Source organism: Candidatus Hydrogenedentota bacterium (genome assembly GCA_035450225.1).
Taxonomy (GTDB): Bacteria; Hydrogenedentota; Hydrogenedentia; order Hydrogenedentales; family SLHB01; genus DSVR01.
On the sequence record DAOTMJ010000066.1, the window covers coordinates 1 to 16,344 of the forward strand.

Annotated in this window: 12 protein-coding genes; all 12 read left to right on the forward strand. The window is 59.5% G+C overall.

What is annotated here, in order from left to right; all coding sequences use genetic code 11:
* Positions 1-575: 575 nt before the first annotated feature.
* Positions 576-1,745, forward strand: a complete 1,170-nt coding sequence (locus tag P5540_18825) for a Gfo/Idh/MocA family oxidoreductase (GenBank protein HRT66868.1) — start codon at positions 576-578, stop codon at positions 1,743-1,745.
* Between the two features lie 77 nt (positions 1,746-1,822).
* Complete coding sequence (locus P5540_18830; protein ID HRT66869.1) at positions 1,823-2,968, forward strand: type IV pilus twitching motility protein PilT; 1,146 nt, start codon at positions 1,823-1,825, stop codon at positions 2,966-2,968.
* 124 nt (positions 2,969-3,092) lie between these two features.
* Positions 3,093-3,608: an acetolactate synthase small subunit gene (gene ilvN / locus P5540_18835; GenBank protein HRT66870.1), complete on the forward strand. Its 516-nt coding sequence runs from the start codon at positions 3,093-3,095 to the stop codon at positions 3,606-3,608.
* Positions 3,605-4,591, forward strand: coding sequence for a bifunctional enoyl-CoA hydratase/phosphate acetyltransferase (locus P5540_18840; protein ID HRT66871.1), 987 nt, complete (start codon positions 3,605-3,607; stop codon positions 4,589-4,591). The genes ilvN and P5540_18840 overlap by 4 nt, the downstream gene beginning before the upstream one ends.
* Positions 4,592-4,595: 4 nt before the next feature.
* Positions 4,596-5,942: an alpha-galactosidase gene (locus tag P5540_18845; GenBank protein HRT66872.1), complete on the forward strand. Its 1,347-nt coding sequence runs from the start codon at positions 4,596-4,598 to the stop codon at positions 5,940-5,942.
* Positions 5,943-6,045: 103 nt separating this feature from the next.
* Positions 6,046-7,254 (forward strand): uroporphyrinogen decarboxylase family protein, encoded by a 1,209-nt coding sequence (locus P5540_18850; GenBank protein ID HRT66873.1) that lies wholly within the window; start codon positions 6,046-6,048, stop codon positions 7,252-7,254.
* A gap of 431 nt (positions 7,255-7,685) precedes the next feature.
* A complete protein-coding gene (locus P5540_18855; protein ID HRT66874.1) occupies positions 7,686-8,252 on the forward strand; it encodes a LemA family protein in 567 nt (188 codons plus the stop codon).
* A 64-nt stretch (positions 8,253-8,316) separates the two neighbouring features.
* Entirely contained in the window at positions 8,317-9,834 is a 1,518-nt protein-coding gene (locus P5540_18860) for an Rne/Rng family ribonuclease (GenBank protein HRT66875.1), read from the forward strand.
* On the forward strand, positions 9,831-10,685 hold the full coding sequence (locus P5540_18865; protein ID HRT66876.1) for a tetratricopeptide repeat protein: 855 nt from the start codon (positions 9,831-9,833) through the stop codon (positions 10,683-10,685). Before P5540_18860 ends, P5540_18865 begins: the two co-directional genes overlap by 4 nt.
* Positions 10,686-10,860: 175 nt before the next feature.
* Positions 10,861-11,868 carry a hypothetical protein gene (locus P5540_18870; protein HRT66877.1) on the forward strand — a complete coding sequence of 336 codons (1,008 nt, stop codon included), beginning with the start codon at positions 10,861-10,863 and terminating at the stop codon, positions 11,866-11,868.
* A gap of 161 nt (positions 11,869-12,029) precedes the next feature.
* A complete protein-coding gene (locus P5540_18875; protein HRT66878.1) occupies positions 12,030-14,528 on the forward strand; it encodes an acetylxylan esterase in 2,499 nt (832 codons plus the stop codon).
* A gap of 546 nt (positions 14,529-15,074) precedes the next feature.
* Complete coding sequence (locus P5540_18880) at positions 15,075-16,118, forward strand: DUF1559 domain-containing protein (protein ID HRT66879.1); 1,044 nt, start codon at positions 15,075-15,077, stop codon at positions 16,116-16,118.
* The last annotated feature ends 226 nt before the right edge of the window (positions 16,119-16,344 follow it).

Genomic DNA, 16,344 nt, shown 5'->3' on the forward strand with positions numbered 1-16,344 from the left:
AATGAAGCCAACAAGATCCCGCCAACGGGATTTTTCTTAGCCGGGGATCGGGGTTAGTACCTTATCTCCGGGCTTCTGCAAAAAACAACAAGAAAGTCTTGTGTAATTTGTGCAATCATTTGAAGTTCCATGATTTAGCGAGTGCGAAAATCGCGGGGTTTTGAGTGTGATGATGATTACGAAGACGATTACGATGACGATGACAAGCACGAGCGCGAGTACGAAGAGAAATTGGGTTGTGGGTGATACCCACGTCAGATATCTATGTGTATCTGCGTCATCGGCGGAAGGCCACGCGATCCACAGATGACGCAGATACACGCAGATGGAAAGCAGGGCATGGGTGTTCGGGCCAGGCGATTCCAAACTCGAATCCGCAGGTCAATGCTGTCCAAGAGGAAAAGCGACTACGGCAACGAGATCGCTTTGCGCAACAATCAATCGCTAAACAAACTCGATCAAATCATTTTTCGGCGGATGGACGCTGAGCGTTCCCAACCTGTATGATAACATTCGTAGTGGAAGCCAATCCGGGAGGTGTCAAGATGGAACAGTTTTTTTCGCGGCGTTCATTCATGAAAAGTACGGCGGTAGGGGCGGGTCTCGCGGCGCTGATGGAAGGAGCCGGCGCGGACGACAAACCGATTCAGGGCTTTGAGGATACCGGGAGCAACACGCGCACGGACAAGGCGTGGGAACCGGTTTCCGACCGTAAAATCCGCATGGGCATCGTGGGCTACGGCGTGTGCAAGTTCGGGGCGGCCTTTGAGCTGCAGAACCATCCCAATGTCGAGGTGGTCGCGGTCAGCGATCTCATTCCCGATCGCTGTGCGGAACTCGCGAAGGCCTGCCGATGCGCCAAAACCTATCCGTCGCTCGAGGAACTGGTCAAGGACGACGCGATCGAAGCCGTGTTCGTGGCGACGGACGCGCCCAGCCATGCTCGTCATTGCATGGATGTTCTCAAGCATGGCAAGCACGTGGCCAGCGCGGTGCCGGCGGTGTTCGGATCGCTCGAAGACGCGGATCGGCTGTATCAAGCCGTCAAAAAGTCCGGACTCAATTACATGATGTTCGAGACCAGCGCGTTCCATGACGACTGTTACGCGATGCGCGAGATCTACAAGGCGGGCGGATTCGGAGCGATGGTGTATTCCGAGGGCGAGTACTATCACTACATGGACACGCCGATCGATTCGTATAAAGGTTGGCGCGTGGGATTGCCTCCCCAATGGTATCCGACGCACTCGAACGCTTATTACACCTGTGTCACCGGTGGAAGTTTCACGGAAGTGTCGTGCATGGGCCTTCCGAGCGTCCTGCCGCATCTTCAACCCGGCAACAACCCGTACAAGAATCCCTACGGCACCGAGATTGCCCTGTTCCGCACAAGCGAGGGCGGAATGGCGCGGATGGCCGTCAGTTGGGATACGCCGGGGCACGGCGGCGAAATGGGGCGTGTCCGCGGGCAGAAAGGCTCGATGGTGAACGGGAAATACGATGGCGTCGCGGATATCGGCCCGGTGGTTCTTGCCAAGCCGCCGTTGCCGCCGTCGGTTGCGGCGGGTGGACACGGCGGTTCGCACGGCTATCTGGGCGACGAGTTTGTAATGTCCATTTTGCAGGCGCGCAAACCCCTGATTGACATTGCCTGGGCGCTGAACATGACGGTTTCGGGCATCGTCGCGCACCGGTCCGCGTTGAAAGACGGCGAACACTTGAAAATTCCCCAGTACACCCTGTAACCGATCTTCACGCAAGGCATGCGCGTTGGGCGCAACACGTTTCGGGACAGAGGACATAATAAGGGAGGAAACATCGCATGGCCACATCGGAAGAAGCCGCCGGTCAGGACGCCGGTTCATCAGGCATCACGCTCCACAAGATTCTGGCGTACGCGGTCAAGTATGGGGCGTCCGACATTCATCTCAAGGTGCCGCGCCCTCCGGCGGTGCGCATAGACGGGGTCATCCGTTTTATCGGCGACACCCCGCTGACTCAGGACGACATGTTGCGTTTTCTGGACGACATCCTGACGCCGGAACAAAAGGCGCGATTTCTCGAAGTCGGCGACGCGGACTGTGCGCTGGGCGTTCCCGGGTTGGGGCGCTTCCGGGTCAACTGCCTCAAGCAGCGCGGCACGGTGGGAATTGTTTTGCGCCATGTAAAAGGCAAGGCGCCCAATTTCGACATGCTCAACCTGCCCGAGGCCAGCATGATGAAAATCGTGGAGATGCGCCGCGGACTGGTTCTGGTGACCGGCACCACGGGCAGCGGGAAATCAACGACGCTTGCCGCCATCATAGACAAGATCAACCAGACGCGGCCGGATCACATCGTGACGCTTGAAGACCCGATCGAGTTTTTGCACACGGACAAGCGCAGCAGCATCACGCAGCGCGAGGTTTCGATCGATACGCGCGATTTCAAGACCGCTCTGCGCGCGGTGATGCGCGAGGATCCCGACGTAATCCTCATCGGCGAAATGCGCGACAACGAGACGTTCCAGGCGTGCATTTCCGCGGCGGAAACCGGCCACCTCGTGTTCAGCACGCTCCATACGACGAACGCCATGATGACCATTGATCGCATTCTCGACCTTTTTCCCGCCGAGCAGCACCAGCAGGTCCGATCGCAATTGGCTCTTCAGTTGCGCGCGCTGGTGGCGCAGCGGCTCGTCCCCTCGGCGGACGGCAAGGGGCGCGTGCCCGCCGTGGAGGTCATGTTCAACACGCCGGCCATCGCGGCGCTCATCCGGGAAAACCAGCTCAAGCTGATCGGCAATGCGATTGCCGGCGGGAAGGAAGACGGCATGCAGACGTTCAACATGAGCCTGGTGGATTTGGTGAACAGGAAATTGATCCGGCAGGAGGACGCCGAATTGGCCTCCGACAACCCCGACGAACTCAAAATGAACCTGCAAGGGATTTATTTGAGCCAGGGTCGCGGCGGCATCCTGAAACGATAACGGGGATGCAGGATCAAGGACGAAGGACGAAAAGGACATTTGCGGGAAAAAGAGAGAGTTCTTTGAACCTTTTGTCCTTTGTGTCCCCAAATCTTGCCTGCCATCCCATGCTGAGGATATCGCAATGAAACACACCGTTTCGTGTCTGGTGCAAAACCGGCGCGGGGTGCTCGCGCAGGTAAGCGAGGCCTTTGCGGCCAAGGGCATCAACATTGAAAGCCTGGCCGTGGCGGAAACCGAGGACCCCGACGTCAGCCGCGCCACGATCGTCGTTACGGGCGACGACGCGACCGTGGCCGAGGCGGAGCGGCAGTGCCGGTCGCTCGAGGTGGTCATTCGGTTGGAAGACTTGGCCAGCGAGGAGTTTCACGCCCGCGAACTGATGCTCGTGAAACTGCGCGTCACACCCGGCGCGATTCCAAGCATCATGCAGGCGGCGGAACTGTTTCAGGCGCGCGTTATCGGCATGAGCGACCGCACGATTACGCTTGAATTGGCGGGTGAACACCGTGCGATCGACGGATTCCTCAAGTTGGTGCGTCCGTGGGGCATTGTCTCGCTGGCCCGGAGCGGTTTGATTGCGGTTTCCGCCCACGACGAAGAGGATCATTCGCCCGAAACAAGGGGAAGCGCGGCATGACGCGCCCGCCCGTCCGTTCGTTCGACGAACTGGTGCGCCGCGCCCGGCGCACGCCCGCACCGCGCATGGCGGTGGCTGCGGCGGGCGAGGCCGCGGTTCTTGTCGCCGCCGCCAACGCCATGCGGGAAGGGCTGGTGCGTCCGGTTTTGATCGGAGAGGGCAAACGCATTCGCGCCATCGCGGAAGAACATGCCGTGGATTTGCACGGCATGGACATCGTCGAGGCGCCGGACACGGCCGCGGCCTGCGCCATGGCTGTCCAACTCATGCACGAGGGAGAGGCCGGCCTCGTGATGAAGGGACTCGTGACGACGAAAGATTTCGTGCGGGCCATACTCAACCACGAATTCGGCCTCCGGCGCGACCGGCCCCTGAGCCATGTCGCCGTGATCGAGTCGCCCGATCGATCGCGCCTGATGTTGCTGACGGATTCGGGCATCAACATCCGCCCGCGTTTCAATCGCAAGGTGGCCATCGTCCGTAATGCGCTCGATGTGGCCGGCGCCCTCGGCATCGAGAAACCGAAGGTGGCCATCATCGCGGCGGTGGAAACGGTGCAGTTGCCCGCCATGCCCGCGACGATTGACGCCGAGTTGCTTCGCCGGATGGGCGAGGCCGGCCACTTCGGGCGCTGCATCGTGGACGGGCCGCTTTCGATGGACAACGCACTCGACCGCCATACCGCCGAGGTAAAAGGCCGCCTCAGCCCCGTGGCCGGCTGTGCGGATGTGCTTGTGGCGCCCGACATCGAAACGGCCAACGCGATCTACAAGACGGTCCGCTATCTGGCGCGGCGCGAACTCGCGAGCATTGTGGTCGGGGCGGCGGGGCCGGCCGTCGTGGCCAGCCGGTCGGACTCGGCCGATACCAAACTGTACAGCATTGCCTTGGGCGCGCTGTTTGCCGCGCGAACATCCGCCGATTCGCCGCTGGGGGCAGGCGTTCCACCTGAGGCGGTTTGGACAAGAATTGAAAAGGAGTGACGGGATGTCCCTGGTGAAGATTGCATTGATAGGCGCCGGCAGCCGTTCCTTCGGGCCGTCGTCCATCAAGGATGTGCTATTGAGCGAACCCCTGGCGGATCGGGGTGTCGAATTGGTCCTGATGGATATAGCCGCCGGACATCTGAAGGATTCGGAGACGTATGCGCGCAAGGTGGCGGAAAAACTGGGGCGGAAAACGGCGATTACGGCCACGACCGATCTCGAAACCGCGCTGCGCGGGGCGCATTTCGTCGTCACGGCGATAGAAGTGGATCGGTTTCTTTACTGGTCGCAGGATTTCCACGTTCCGCGCAAGCACGGATTCCGGCAGGTGTTCGGCGAAAACGGCGGGCCGGGCGGATTGTTCCATGCCCTGCGCAACATGGGGCCGATGGTTCGCATCGCAAAGACCATGGAGCGCCTGTGTCCCGATGCGTGGCTACTGAATTTCACCAATCCCGAACATAAACTCTGCGAGGCTGTTTCGCGGCTGACCCCGGTTCGCAATGCCGGCCTGTGCCACGGCGTGTTCATGGGCATGGAGCAAATAGCGCGCATTCTTGGCATGCCGGTCGAGGATCTCGACGGCGCGGCCTGCGGCATGAATCATTTCACCTTTTTCCAAACGATTCGCGACCGGCGCACCGGCGACGACTTGTATCCGCGCCTGCGCGAAATCGAGCGGGAAGGCGACTGGCTTCACGACTGGCATGAAATCGGCCTTGCGCGCATTTTGTTCCGCCGTTTCGGACTCTGGCCGTCGCCCGCCGCGAACCACTACGGCGAATACATCCGGTGGGCCGACGAGTTTGTCGCGAGCGAGTTGCAGTATTTCTACGATCCCGCCGACGGTCATCCGTGGCAGACCGGCCGGATTCCCGAATTCGTCTATTCACTTAGCGGGGATGTAACGGGCCGTCCCTGGAAAAAAACAGAGACCGAACCCGAACCCTTTGAATTGAATGCGCTTCTTCATTCCGGGGAACTTGCCGTGCCGATTATGGAGGGTATCGCCTGCGGTGTCCGGCGGCGCCTGGAAGCCGTCAATGTGCCCAACCGCGGCGCGATTCCGAATCTGCCGCATGACATGGTCGTCGAAATTCCGGCGACGGTGGATGCGACCGGCATGGACCCCGAAGCCATGGCGCCGCTGCCCGAACCGCTCGCCGCCCTGATGCGCACCCAGGCCTCGATTCACCAGTTGCTCGTCGAGGCCTTTGCCGAACAGTCGCGGGACAAATTGATCCAGGCGATGCTGCTTGATCCCACGGTGGACTCGTACCGCCGCGCCATCGAATGTGTGGACGAAATGCTGGCGCTGCAGAAGGACATTCTGCCGCCATTGAAATAAACCGGGAAACCGCCGGCGGCAGCGGAAACTTGCCCTTGAACCCGTGTGTTGAAGTATTGTGCGCCGCATCAACCGGTTTTACAACGCGAGAGGAATTGCGCCCATGACATCCCGGGAACGTGTTTTGAAAGCCCTGGCGTTTGAGGAAACGGACCGCGTGCCGATGGATTTGGCCGGCATGCCGTCCACCGGCGTCAGTTGTTTCGCCTATCCCGGCCTTGTCGCCGCGCTGGGCCTGCCGTACCGCCCGCCGCGGGTCTACGACACCGGCCAGATGCTGGCATTGCCCGATTTGGACGTGCTTGACGCGCTTGGAACGGACGTCGTCACGTTGACAATGGATTACACGAACGCGTTCGACGAGCCGGACAAATGGCGGCCCTATGATTTCGGTGGACGCCTGCCGGCGCTTGTCCGCGACCCGTGCGCTTTCGAGACATTGCCGGACGGCACGGTCATCCAACACGGCGGCCAGAGCCGGATGCCGCCCGCCGCGCACGTGTTCGAATCCGAGCATGGCGGGCAGCCGTTCGATTTGGCGGGCGAGTTGCCAAAGCCCGACTTGCGCGAAGTCGAGAAAAACAACCGGGATTGGCAGTTTTCCAACGAGCAGATTGACGCGACGGCCCGGTATTTCGAGCGTGTCCGAAACGCCACGGACCGCGCAATCCTCTTCTGCGGACCGGGCGCGGGAATCGGAATCGGCGCGTATTACGGCGTCGCCACGTTCCCGATGCTCTGCATGACCGAGCCGGATTTCGTCGCCAGGCTGCACGAGATCACGATTCATTACGCCTGTGAGCGCGTTCAATCCCTGCTCAAAGTCATCCATCCCTATATTGATGTCTACCAATGTTCGAGCGACGATTGGGGCACGCAGAACCAGACCTTCGCAGCGCCAGCCGTTTTCGATGAGTTGTTCAAACCCTACTATCGCCGCTTTACGGACGCGATCCACGCCGCCGGGCCGAATGTGAAAACGTTTCTGCATTCGTGCGGCGCGATTTACGACATTCTCGACATGGTCATCGAAAGCGGGTTCGATGTGTTGAATCCCGTCCAGTGGACCGCGGGAGGCCATTCGTTCCGGGAATGGAAGGACAAAGCGCGCAACCGCATCGCCCTGTGGGGAGGCGGCGTCAACACCCAGGTCACGCTGCCGCTGGGAACGGTCGAGGACGTCGAACGCGAAGTACGCGAAATCGTCGCCTGCATGCGGCGCGACGGCGGCTACGTCTTCTGCGCTATACACAACATCTTGGCCGAAATTCCCGGCGAGAAAATCGTGGCCCTGTACCGTGCGTGCTCATAATCGTGCTCGTGCTCGTACTCGAAGCAAGGATTACGACCTCTTCCATCGCTTGCGCGATTGTTCAAGAGAACTCATTTTCATCTCCCAGGGAGACCCCTAGTCTCATGACAACTCGTAATCGAAGATCGCGGACCCCGTTTTTCGATCCCAACAACCCAGGATTGACGGCAGATAGTCGTTTGATCTTGTATCGTTCGACTCCTTGGGATTGCGGGCACGATTGCGAGTAAGATTACGAGCACGATTACGAGCACGATTACGAGCACGAGCACGACAGAACACCTATACGATTACCCAGGTGTTATGGGTTTCTAGCGCAACTAGATGCATTTGCCCCGCTGTCCATGGCCCGGACGTTGCAGCCCCGCGCCGGACGGTGTAGTATGGTTGTGGTTTGAAAGCGGGCAACAACCGGAAAGGAGACCGGGACCATGTCGGCGGCGTTGTTGATGTTGATTGTCGGCGGTATCGCCGTAGTTATCCTTGGGTGGCTGATTGGGATTTACAACAGCCTTGTGCGTCTTCGCAACGCGGTCAAGAATGCTTGGGCGCAGATTGACGTCCAACTCAAGCGGCGGCACGATCTCATCCCGAACCTGATGGAAACGGTCAAGGGATACATGGCGCACGAGCGCGCCACTTTGGAAAACATCACCAAGGCGCGCAACCTGGCCGTGCAGGCTTCCGGCGTGGCGCAGCAGGCGCAGGCCGAAGCCGGCCTGAACCGGGCCATGTCGCAGTTTTACGTGGTCGTCGAAAATTATCCCGATCTCAAGGCGAACCAGAATTTCCTCGCGCTTCAGGAGGAACTCGCCTCCACGGAAAACAAGATCGGCTTTGCGCGCCAGTTCTACAACGACCAGGTCATGCAGTTCAACAACCGCATCCAGATGTTTCCAAGCAACATCGTGGCGGGCCTGTTCAGTTTCCAGGAAGCGGAGTCTTTCGAGGTGGAGGACGCCGCCCAACGGGAGGCGCCCAAGGTCAGTTTCACGTAAGCCCACCGCATAGGGGCCACTCTGCCCAAAGCGGACCATCGCATCGTGGCGAGGAAAGTCGTTTATGAAAGAGTTCATTATCAATATCGGCCCACTCGAAACCCGGATTGCCATCCTCGAGGACAAGCGGCTCGCCGAGTTGCACATCGAGCGCGAGGAAAGCCGCAGCATTGTCGGCAATGTCTACAAGGGCCGGGTGGACAGCATCGTGCCCGGCATCCAGGCGGCGTTCATTGACATCGGTTTCGAGAAGAACGGTTTTTTGTACGTTTCGGACATCGCCGGCACGGAAGGCACGGGCGATTTCGTCATCGAGGACGGGATCGCACAAGCCCGGACGCGCGGACGGCACAAGTCGCTTTCCATCGAAAATATCCTCAAGAAAAACCAATACATCATGGTCCAGGTCAGCAAGGATCGCCTCGGCACGAAAGGAGTCCGCCTGACCAATTTCATCACGTTCCCGGGGCGTTACGTCGTGCTGATGCCGACGGTGACGCAACTCGGCGTGTCGCGCAAGATCGAAGACGACAAGGAACGCGACCGCCTCAAAAAACTCTTGCAGGCGCTGCGTCCGAAAGGAGTCGGCCTGATTACGCGCACTGCCGGCGAGGGGGCGAAGAAGGCCGATCTTCAAAACGACATCAAATACCTGTCGAAACTATGGGATCGCGTCAAGTCGAAAATGGAAACGACCCACGGTCCCGGATTGCTGTACGAGGATCTCGGACCCGTCCTGCGAATCGTGCGCGACACCTTCACGAGCGAGGCGGAGCGTCTCGTGGTGGACAACGAGAGCGAATTTGCGCGCATCCAGTATTTTCTGGATATGTATGCGCCGAATCTCAAGAAGCGGTGCGAACTTTACAAGGGTCCGCGGCCGATTTTCGAGCAGTACGAGGTGGAGCCGGAAATCGAGAAAGCCCTGCGCCGGAAGGTCCTTCTCAAGAGCGGCGGGCACATTTGCATAGACCAGACCGAGGCGCTGGTCGCCATTGACGTGAATACCGGCAAGTTCACCGGCAAGGGCCGCCTGGAAGAAACCGTGTTCAAGACCAATATCGAGGCGGCGGGCGAGATCGCGCGGCAGGTGCGTCTGCGCGACATGGGCGGCATCATCGTCGTTGACTTCATTGACATGGAACAGGAGCGCAACCGGCGCGAATTGCTGCGCGTGCTGCGGGAAGCCCTCAAGAGCGACCGCGCGAAAACGACCGCCTCGGAAGTGACCGAACTCGGCATGATCGAAATGACGCGCAAGCGGGTCAAGCACAACCTCATCAAGGCCCTGTCGCAGCCGTGTCCCTATTGCGAGGGCAGCGGCATGGTCAAATCCGTCACCACCATGACCGCGAACACGCTCCGGCGTCTCGAAAGTTTCTTTTGTCGTTCAAAGGAAAAAACCATCGTTCTGCGGACCCATCCCGACGTGGCCCAGCGGCTTCAAACCGAGAACAAGGCGATTCTCGACGACATCGCGCAGCGGTTTTCGCGGGAGATCCGGGTCGAGGCGGCGGACGATTTCCATATCCACGACATTCGGATTGTCAATCCCAAGACGGGCAAGGAACTGAAACCGTGAAAGCGCAATCGCAATCTTTCCGTTTCAAGCGGGCGTTATGCGGCGTTCTGGGGTTGTTGCTCGTTTTCGCGGCGGGGTGCGCCGGTTCGGGCGGCAAGCGCGTGGATGCCGCCGTTCCGCCGGAAAAGCGGCTCGCCGACGCGCGCAAGGCCGTGGCGCGGCATCCCAACGACCCGGACGCGTTGTACCGCATGGGCAACGCGCTTTTCGACCTCCAGCGTTACCAAGACGCCGCAACGGCCTATGAAGGCGTGCTGGCGATCGATCCGAAACACGTCGCCGCGCATGTCAATCTCGGCTTGTCCCTGAAGCGCCTCAATCGTCTGCCGGAAGCCATCGCGCATTATGAGGCGGCGCTTGCCCTTGCGCCGGACGATCGGGTGACGTTGTGCGATCTGGCCGCCGCGCAGGAATCCAAGGGCGATTTGGAGGAGGCCGCGAAAACGCTCTCGCGGCTGGTCGAACTTCAGCCGGACGATATCCAGGTTTTGTCGAGGCAGGCCAATGTCCTGTTCAAGTTGGGTCGTTACGATGAAGCCGCCGGTGTTTTCGAAAAGGTAATCAAGAAGGATCCCGGACTTTCCGACGATTATTACAATCTCGGCCTGTGCCATTTCCATCAGGCGAATTACGATGCGGCGCTGCGCACGTGGCTGGCCGCGCTGGCCCACGAGCCGCGCAACCGTTCCGTCAACAAGGGATTGGCGGTCCTGTACTGGAAACGCCACGAATACAGGCAGGCATGGGAAGCGGTTGCCCGCTGCCGGAGCATGGGCATCCCGCTCGATCCCGAATTCCTCGACAATCTCCGCAACGATTCCGGCCTGTCCGGTCCTCCCTCCGGGAAATAAATCCCGCACGCACACGGTTCATGCGTACAACGGTTGTTTCAAGCGCTGCTTGAAAAACATCGTGCGGATATGAGACAGTTGAACCGGAGAACGAGAGGGCTTTTGGTTCGCCTCGCAACAGGTAAGCGCGGCGGTGTTTTTTTCGCCGACGCAACGATTGGGAAGGAGATGTGAGATGAATGGTTTTAGATTGTTTGCCATCGGTTGCGCGTTGCTCGCGTCGGTCACGTTTTTGACTGGATGTCCGGCAAAGCCCCTTTTGACGACCGATGCCGCCTCGCACCATTTCGCGGCGGACGAAACGGAATGGACGTTTCAGGTGTGGAACGGCGGCAGCGCCGATACGGTGCTCACGTTCACGATTGGCGCTGACAAGCCGTGGGTGACGGTCACGCCGTTCGGGCAAAGCGCCGGCGCCGATCAGAAAGTTACGGTAACCGTTGCGATCGATCGCCTCGGCGCGGCCAAGGCGGCGCCCGAATTCACGTCGGCCAACTTGACGATTTCCTCGAATGGAGGGGACGCGACAATCCCCATAACCACCGCGCCCGACTATTTCACGCAGAATTTCACGGCGGGCATCCCGCTTTCCGAGCGCAGCCTGACGTTCACGCCGGACGGCTCGCTGAGTTTCTTCAAGGCCACAAACGATCCGGCCACCGCGTTTCCCACGAATCCGGCGGGCGGCATCGATCTCGCGCCCCTGTTTGCCCAGACGGATCCCGTTCCGTTTACCCCGTACCGAAACATACCGTTTTACGGCGTATTGTATGACCGTTTTTACGTGGGCAGTTCGGGCACGATCAGTTTCGGGGCGGCCCATGCGCCCGATGGCTCGCTGGCCGGTCATTTTGCCGCGCCGCAAATCACTGCCCTGTCCACGCTGAACGCGGCGGGCGGCGGCTCTGTGAAAGTCAAGCAAACCCCGACCCGCGTGGCGGTCACCTATGAGAACGTACCGTCCGCGGATAAAAAAGCGGGTGGGAACAATGTCCAGATAGAACTATTCTTCGACGGAACTATCCGCATGACCTATCTGAACGTTGACGCCCCCAGCGGGATCGTGGGTCTGTCCTATGGCCCGGGCAACACGGACGATCAGGGCAATCCCATCGCGCCAAGTGATTTCATCCCCAGCGACTTTACCTCGTACAACACATCGGGGATGAAAGCGGCAAACTGATACTGTCGCGGAACATTTTCAGGCGGGGTCCGTTTCACGAAGCGGATCCCGCTTGTTGCTTTGATTGCGTTGTCCGGCGCCATATTCCCCGGTTTCATGCCGTCCCAGTGCGTGGATTATAATCCGTGAAAGCGGCGCACGGGGCGCCGAAGGCGACTGGCATGCTTGCATTGGCTTCTTTTCTCTGGATGTCCGTGGTGGTGGAACCCTCGCAGGACGAGTTGTGGGCAATGGCGGAACGCCATGCCGTCCAGACACAGGAGGCGGTGGCGTTCTGTCGCCGCTATGCCCACGGCTGGCTCGCCCATGCCGACCCCGCCACTGGACTTCTGCCGCGCCGTTTGAAGGAAGACCTTTATTGGAACGCGAAGGACTGCGCCGCGGACAATTACCCATTTCTTGTGCTGACCGCGCACTTGCTCGACGATTATCATTTGAAACAGGCCGTCCGCCACATTCTCGATCAAGAAACCGCTCTTACGTCGCGTGTCGGCGCGCTGCCCGACACCTTCGACTTTGCCACGGGCCGCTTCCTGTCCGCCGAACCGAACATGGCGGAAATCATTTTCGGCGCGGCCGAATACATCAAGGACGGGCTTCTGCCGGTTACCGAGTGGATGGGACCGTCGCCGTGGTTCGACCGGATGCAGTCGATCGCGCGGGATATCTGGAAACATGCGGACGTCCGGACGCCCGCCGGCCTCCTGCCGACCGACAACCTGGAAGTAGCCGGCGATCTGCTCGAAGCCATGAGCCGCCTTTATTGGATGACCGGCGACGCAAGTTACAAGGAATGGAGTTTCCGTCTCGCGGACTATTACCTGCTCCATTATGATTTTCTTGCGGCCGGGGAATTTCGGTTGCGCGACCACGGTTGCGAGATCCTCGGCGGATTGTCCGAGGCGTATGTGATTGCGGCGAGGGAAGACTCCGCGCGCCGCGACGCATGGCGTCCGAAGTTGCGCGCCATTCTCGATCTCATCCTCGAAAAGGGCGTCAACAAGGACGGGATGATGACGAGTAGTTTCGACATCCGAACCGGCGAGGCGAAATGGGACATGCTCAACGACAGCTGGGGCTATGTCTATGACGCATTCATGACCGTTGCGATGGTGGACGACGAGCCGCGTTATCGCGACGCGGTCCGGCATGCCCTCGAAAACGTTCACAAGTATCTGGGCGCAAACTGGGAAAGGGGCAGCGCCGACGGGTATGCCGACAGCGTCGAGGGCGCGTTGAACCTCCTTGCCCGCATCCCTGTCGCGAGCGCTTTCGACTGGGTGGACCATTCCATGCGCCATATTTTCGACAAGCAGCGGCCGGACGGAATCCTCGAGGCATGGTACGGCGACGGCAATTCCGCCCGCACCGCTTGGATGTACGCCCTGCAAAAGACGCAGGGCATTTCGGCGACTCCGTGGCGCGACGACGTGAAACTCGGCGCGGCGCGCACGGGTGGCGCCGTGCATGTCCGGATGTCGTGCGAATGGGCATGGAATGGCCATTTGTGCTTCGATATCCCGCGCCATCGCCTCCTCCACCACATGCCCATGGATTACCCGCGCATCAACCAGTTTCCCGAATGGTTCACGGTTGAACCGGCGCGAACCTATCTTGTTTCGCGCGACGACGCCCCGCCCGAAAAGATTTCGGGCGGCGCGTTGCGGCGATATCCGCTCCAGTTGGGGGCGGGCCAATCCGTGCGCATCACGGTGGTGCCCGAACAAATGGAGGACAAGATCGAAATGACGATGGCGGACAAAAAGCCCTTGCGCGCGATGCGGTATACGCGCCGTTCCGCCGAGGCGGCGGCGGCGTGGCAGAACGAAGTGCGCGCACAACTTGCCGCGCAACTGAAGATTGACACGTTGATGGCGGAAAAAGCGAACATTCCGCTCAATCCGCAAATGGAAAAAACCGAGGCGCGCGACGGATATTCGTGGCAAGAACTTTCGATTGCATCCACGCCGGGGCAGCGTATCCGGATCGTCGCGACCGTTCCCGGCAACGCAGTTCCGGGCAAAACGCCCGCCGTCGTGTGCATTCACGGGCACGGCGGCAGCCGCCAAGCCGTTTACGATCCGGCAACGATATACAAGGGATTCGCGGCGGCCCTTGCGCAACGCGGATTCATCACCGTTGCGGCGGATGTCGAGCAACATGCCGTTCGGGAGGAGGGCCGCACGCTCATGGGCGAACGGCTATGGGATTTGATGCGATGCGTGGATTATGCGCAGTCATTGCCCGAATGCGATCCGGAGCGCATCGGATGCGGCGGGTTGTCGCTCGGCGGTGAAATGGCCATGTGGCTCGGCGCGATGGACACGCGCATCAAGGCGACAGCCAGTTGCGGTTTTCTGACCTTCATGGACCAGATGGAAACCAACCACTGCATGTGCTGGAAATTCGACGGCCTCCGCGAACGCGTTGATTTTCCCGACATCTACGCGCTGATCGCCCCGCGCGCCTTGCAGTGCCAGAACGGACGCAAGGAACCACCCAGCCAGTTTCCACCGTTCATGGCCGAACAGGCCTTGCGGCAGGTCCGGCCCGTCTACGAGGATCTCGGCCATCCCGAAAATGCCGCTTTGGTGGTTCACGACGGCGGTCACGAAATCGAGTTGCAGGCTCTCTTGGGCTTTTTCGCCGTCAAATTATAAAAAATCACAGCTATTCCAATCTTGAGAGTACCGTCTTCTCGGAGTCGCGAAGGTCTCGGAACGTAACGCCGATTTCCAAATCGGCTTGCTCAAATACGACATGCCGATTTGGAAATCGGCGCTACCAAGCGGCCATTTTCAATTTCAACACAAGATATCGTTGCCTGATCCGACATGAAATGGCCCGGAAATGCCAATCTTCGTGGAAATTCTTATCCTTTTGTCTCAAGAACTCAGTACTCTCAAGTTCCGATGTTCTTCCAGCAAAAAAACAGTTGTTTTGACCATCGGAGCCGTTTTCGCTCAAGGCGTGCGGGAATCACGGAATCGCTTTGTTTGGATTTGACATTCCGGGAGCAAAAGTAAGTGGCGGGTGACAAGAGAAATTCCCGATTCCTGCTGATTCTTGCCCACCAATTCGCCCGATTCTTTTCTTGACGGCGGAACTGAAAGTATGGCAAGATTATAAATGGTGTGCCGCGAGTGCGGTGCGTATCACGCAAACGGGACAGTGGTGTCCCAAGGACATAACGAGGAGTATGTGGTATGCGTAAGAAAGGATTCACATTAATTGAGTTGTTGGTAGTAATCGCCATCATCGGCATTCTGGCTGCAATCCTGTTGCCGGCTCTGGCGCGGGCGCGCGAATCGGCCCGTCGTTCGAGTTGCCAGAACAACCTCAAGCAGTGGGGCTTGGTCTACAAGATGTACGGCAACGAAGCCAACGGCAAGTTCCCGGCGATGCAGTGCGCGGGACCGGCCCCCGATTATGATTTGGAGGTCGCCACGGGTCCGGCGGTGAAGAGCATCTTCCCGGAATACCTGACCGACCCGAACATCATCATCTGTCCATCGGACGCCGAGGCGGCGAAGATTCGCAGAAACTTGTGGGGCCACGACAAGCCGACGGGCGATCCGGAATACGGCAAGCCGCAGTTGCTCAACGATCCGCAGTTGATCTATCAAAGCTACTGCTATTTCGGCTGGGCGTTCGACAACCTGCGCAAGACGGCCCGCGCGAACGAATTCACCGTGCTGGGTTTGCTGGGTTCCCTGAGTGTCACCTTTGATTCCACCGCGTGGGTGCCGGTGCAAGTCGGCGCCGCGCTGGACGGCTATCTGCTGAACAACCAAGCGCTGGCCGGCCAGTTGGCGAGCGGCGGTCCGGGCGTGGGCCTTGCCTTGGCGAACGTGCTGGACAGCGACGCCTCGGTGAAAGGCACCACGTGGGAAAACCAGGGCGTGGGCAACGGCGGAACGGATTATATCTATCGCCTGCGTGAAGGCGTCGAGCGTTTCCTCGTCACCGACATCAACAACCCCGCGGCGACGGCCATGGCCCAGAGCGGCCTGTTCATCATGTGCGACCTGATGGGCACGGGCGTGAGCACCATCCTGTTCAACCATGTGCCGGGCGGCTGCAATGCCCTGTTCATGGACGGCCACGTCGAATTCATCAAGTACGTGGGCTTGGATGTGAACTCGATAGACGACGGCGCGCAAGTCGAGGCGGCGATGAATGCCAGCGGCTGCAAGGATCCGGTGCTTCCGACTGTGGCGGCCCTGATCGCGGCCTTTGGCGCGCATTAATCGTTTTGCGTTTTCAGACTGTCTGCAGTCCAAACCGCTCCTCGGAGTCGCATCCCCGGGGAGCGGTTTTTCCATATAACGGTCTTGTTGGACAGACGGTCCAGTCTGTTCTTGGAGTTTGTACATATTCGTCCGATGGACTTTATGCATAACCGATGAGGACACCCCTCGCATGGGGTCGTGCGAAGGGCAGGTGAGTCCCGGGTTTTCAAATAGTTGAAAAGGC

What these genes read in the sequence shown, in the direction of transcription:
- P5540_18880 (HRT66879.1), top strand. Translation starts at nt 15,075, where the DNA reads ATGCGTAAGAAAGGATTCACATTAATTGAGTTGTTGGTAGTAATCGCC.
- P5540_18860 (HRT66875.1), top strand. Translation starts at nt 8,317, where the DNA reads ATGAAAGAGTTCATTATCAATATCGGCCCACTCGAAACCCGGATTGCC.
- P5540_18870 (HRT66877.1), top strand. Translation starts at nt 10,861, where the DNA reads ATGAATGGTTTTAGATTGTTTGCCATCGGTTGCGCGTTGCTCGCGTCG.
- P5540_18850 (HRT66873.1), top strand. Translation starts at nt 6,046, where the DNA reads ATGACATCCCGGGAACGTGTTTTGAAAGCCCTGGCGTTTGAGGAAACG.
- P5540_18840 (HRT66871.1), top strand. Translation starts at nt 3,605, where the DNA reads ATGACGCGCCCGCCCGTCCGTTCGTTCGACGAACTGGTGCGCCGCGCC.
- P5540_18845 (HRT66872.1), top strand. Translation starts at nt 4,596, where the DNA reads ATGTCCCTGGTGAAGATTGCATTGATAGGCGCCGGCAGCCGTTCCTTC.
- P5540_18875 (HRT66878.1), top strand. Translation starts at nt 12,030, where the DNA reads ATGCTTGCATTGGCTTCTTTTCTCTGGATGTCCGTGGTGGTGGAACCC.
- ilvN (HRT66870.1), top strand. Translation starts at nt 3,093, where the DNA reads ATGAAACACACCGTTTCGTGTCTGGTGCAAAACCGGCGCGGGGTGCTC.
- P5540_18855 (HRT66874.1), top strand. Translation starts at nt 7,686, where the DNA reads ATGTCGGCGGCGTTGTTGATGTTGATTGTCGGCGGTATCGCCGTAGTT.
- P5540_18830 (HRT66869.1), top strand. Translation starts at nt 1,823, where the DNA reads ATGGCCACATCGGAAGAAGCCGCCGGTCAGGACGCCGGTTCATCAGGC.
- P5540_18825 (HRT66868.1), top strand. Translation starts at nt 576, where the DNA reads ATGAAAAGTACGGCGGTAGGGGCGGGTCTCGCGGCGCTGATGGAAGGA.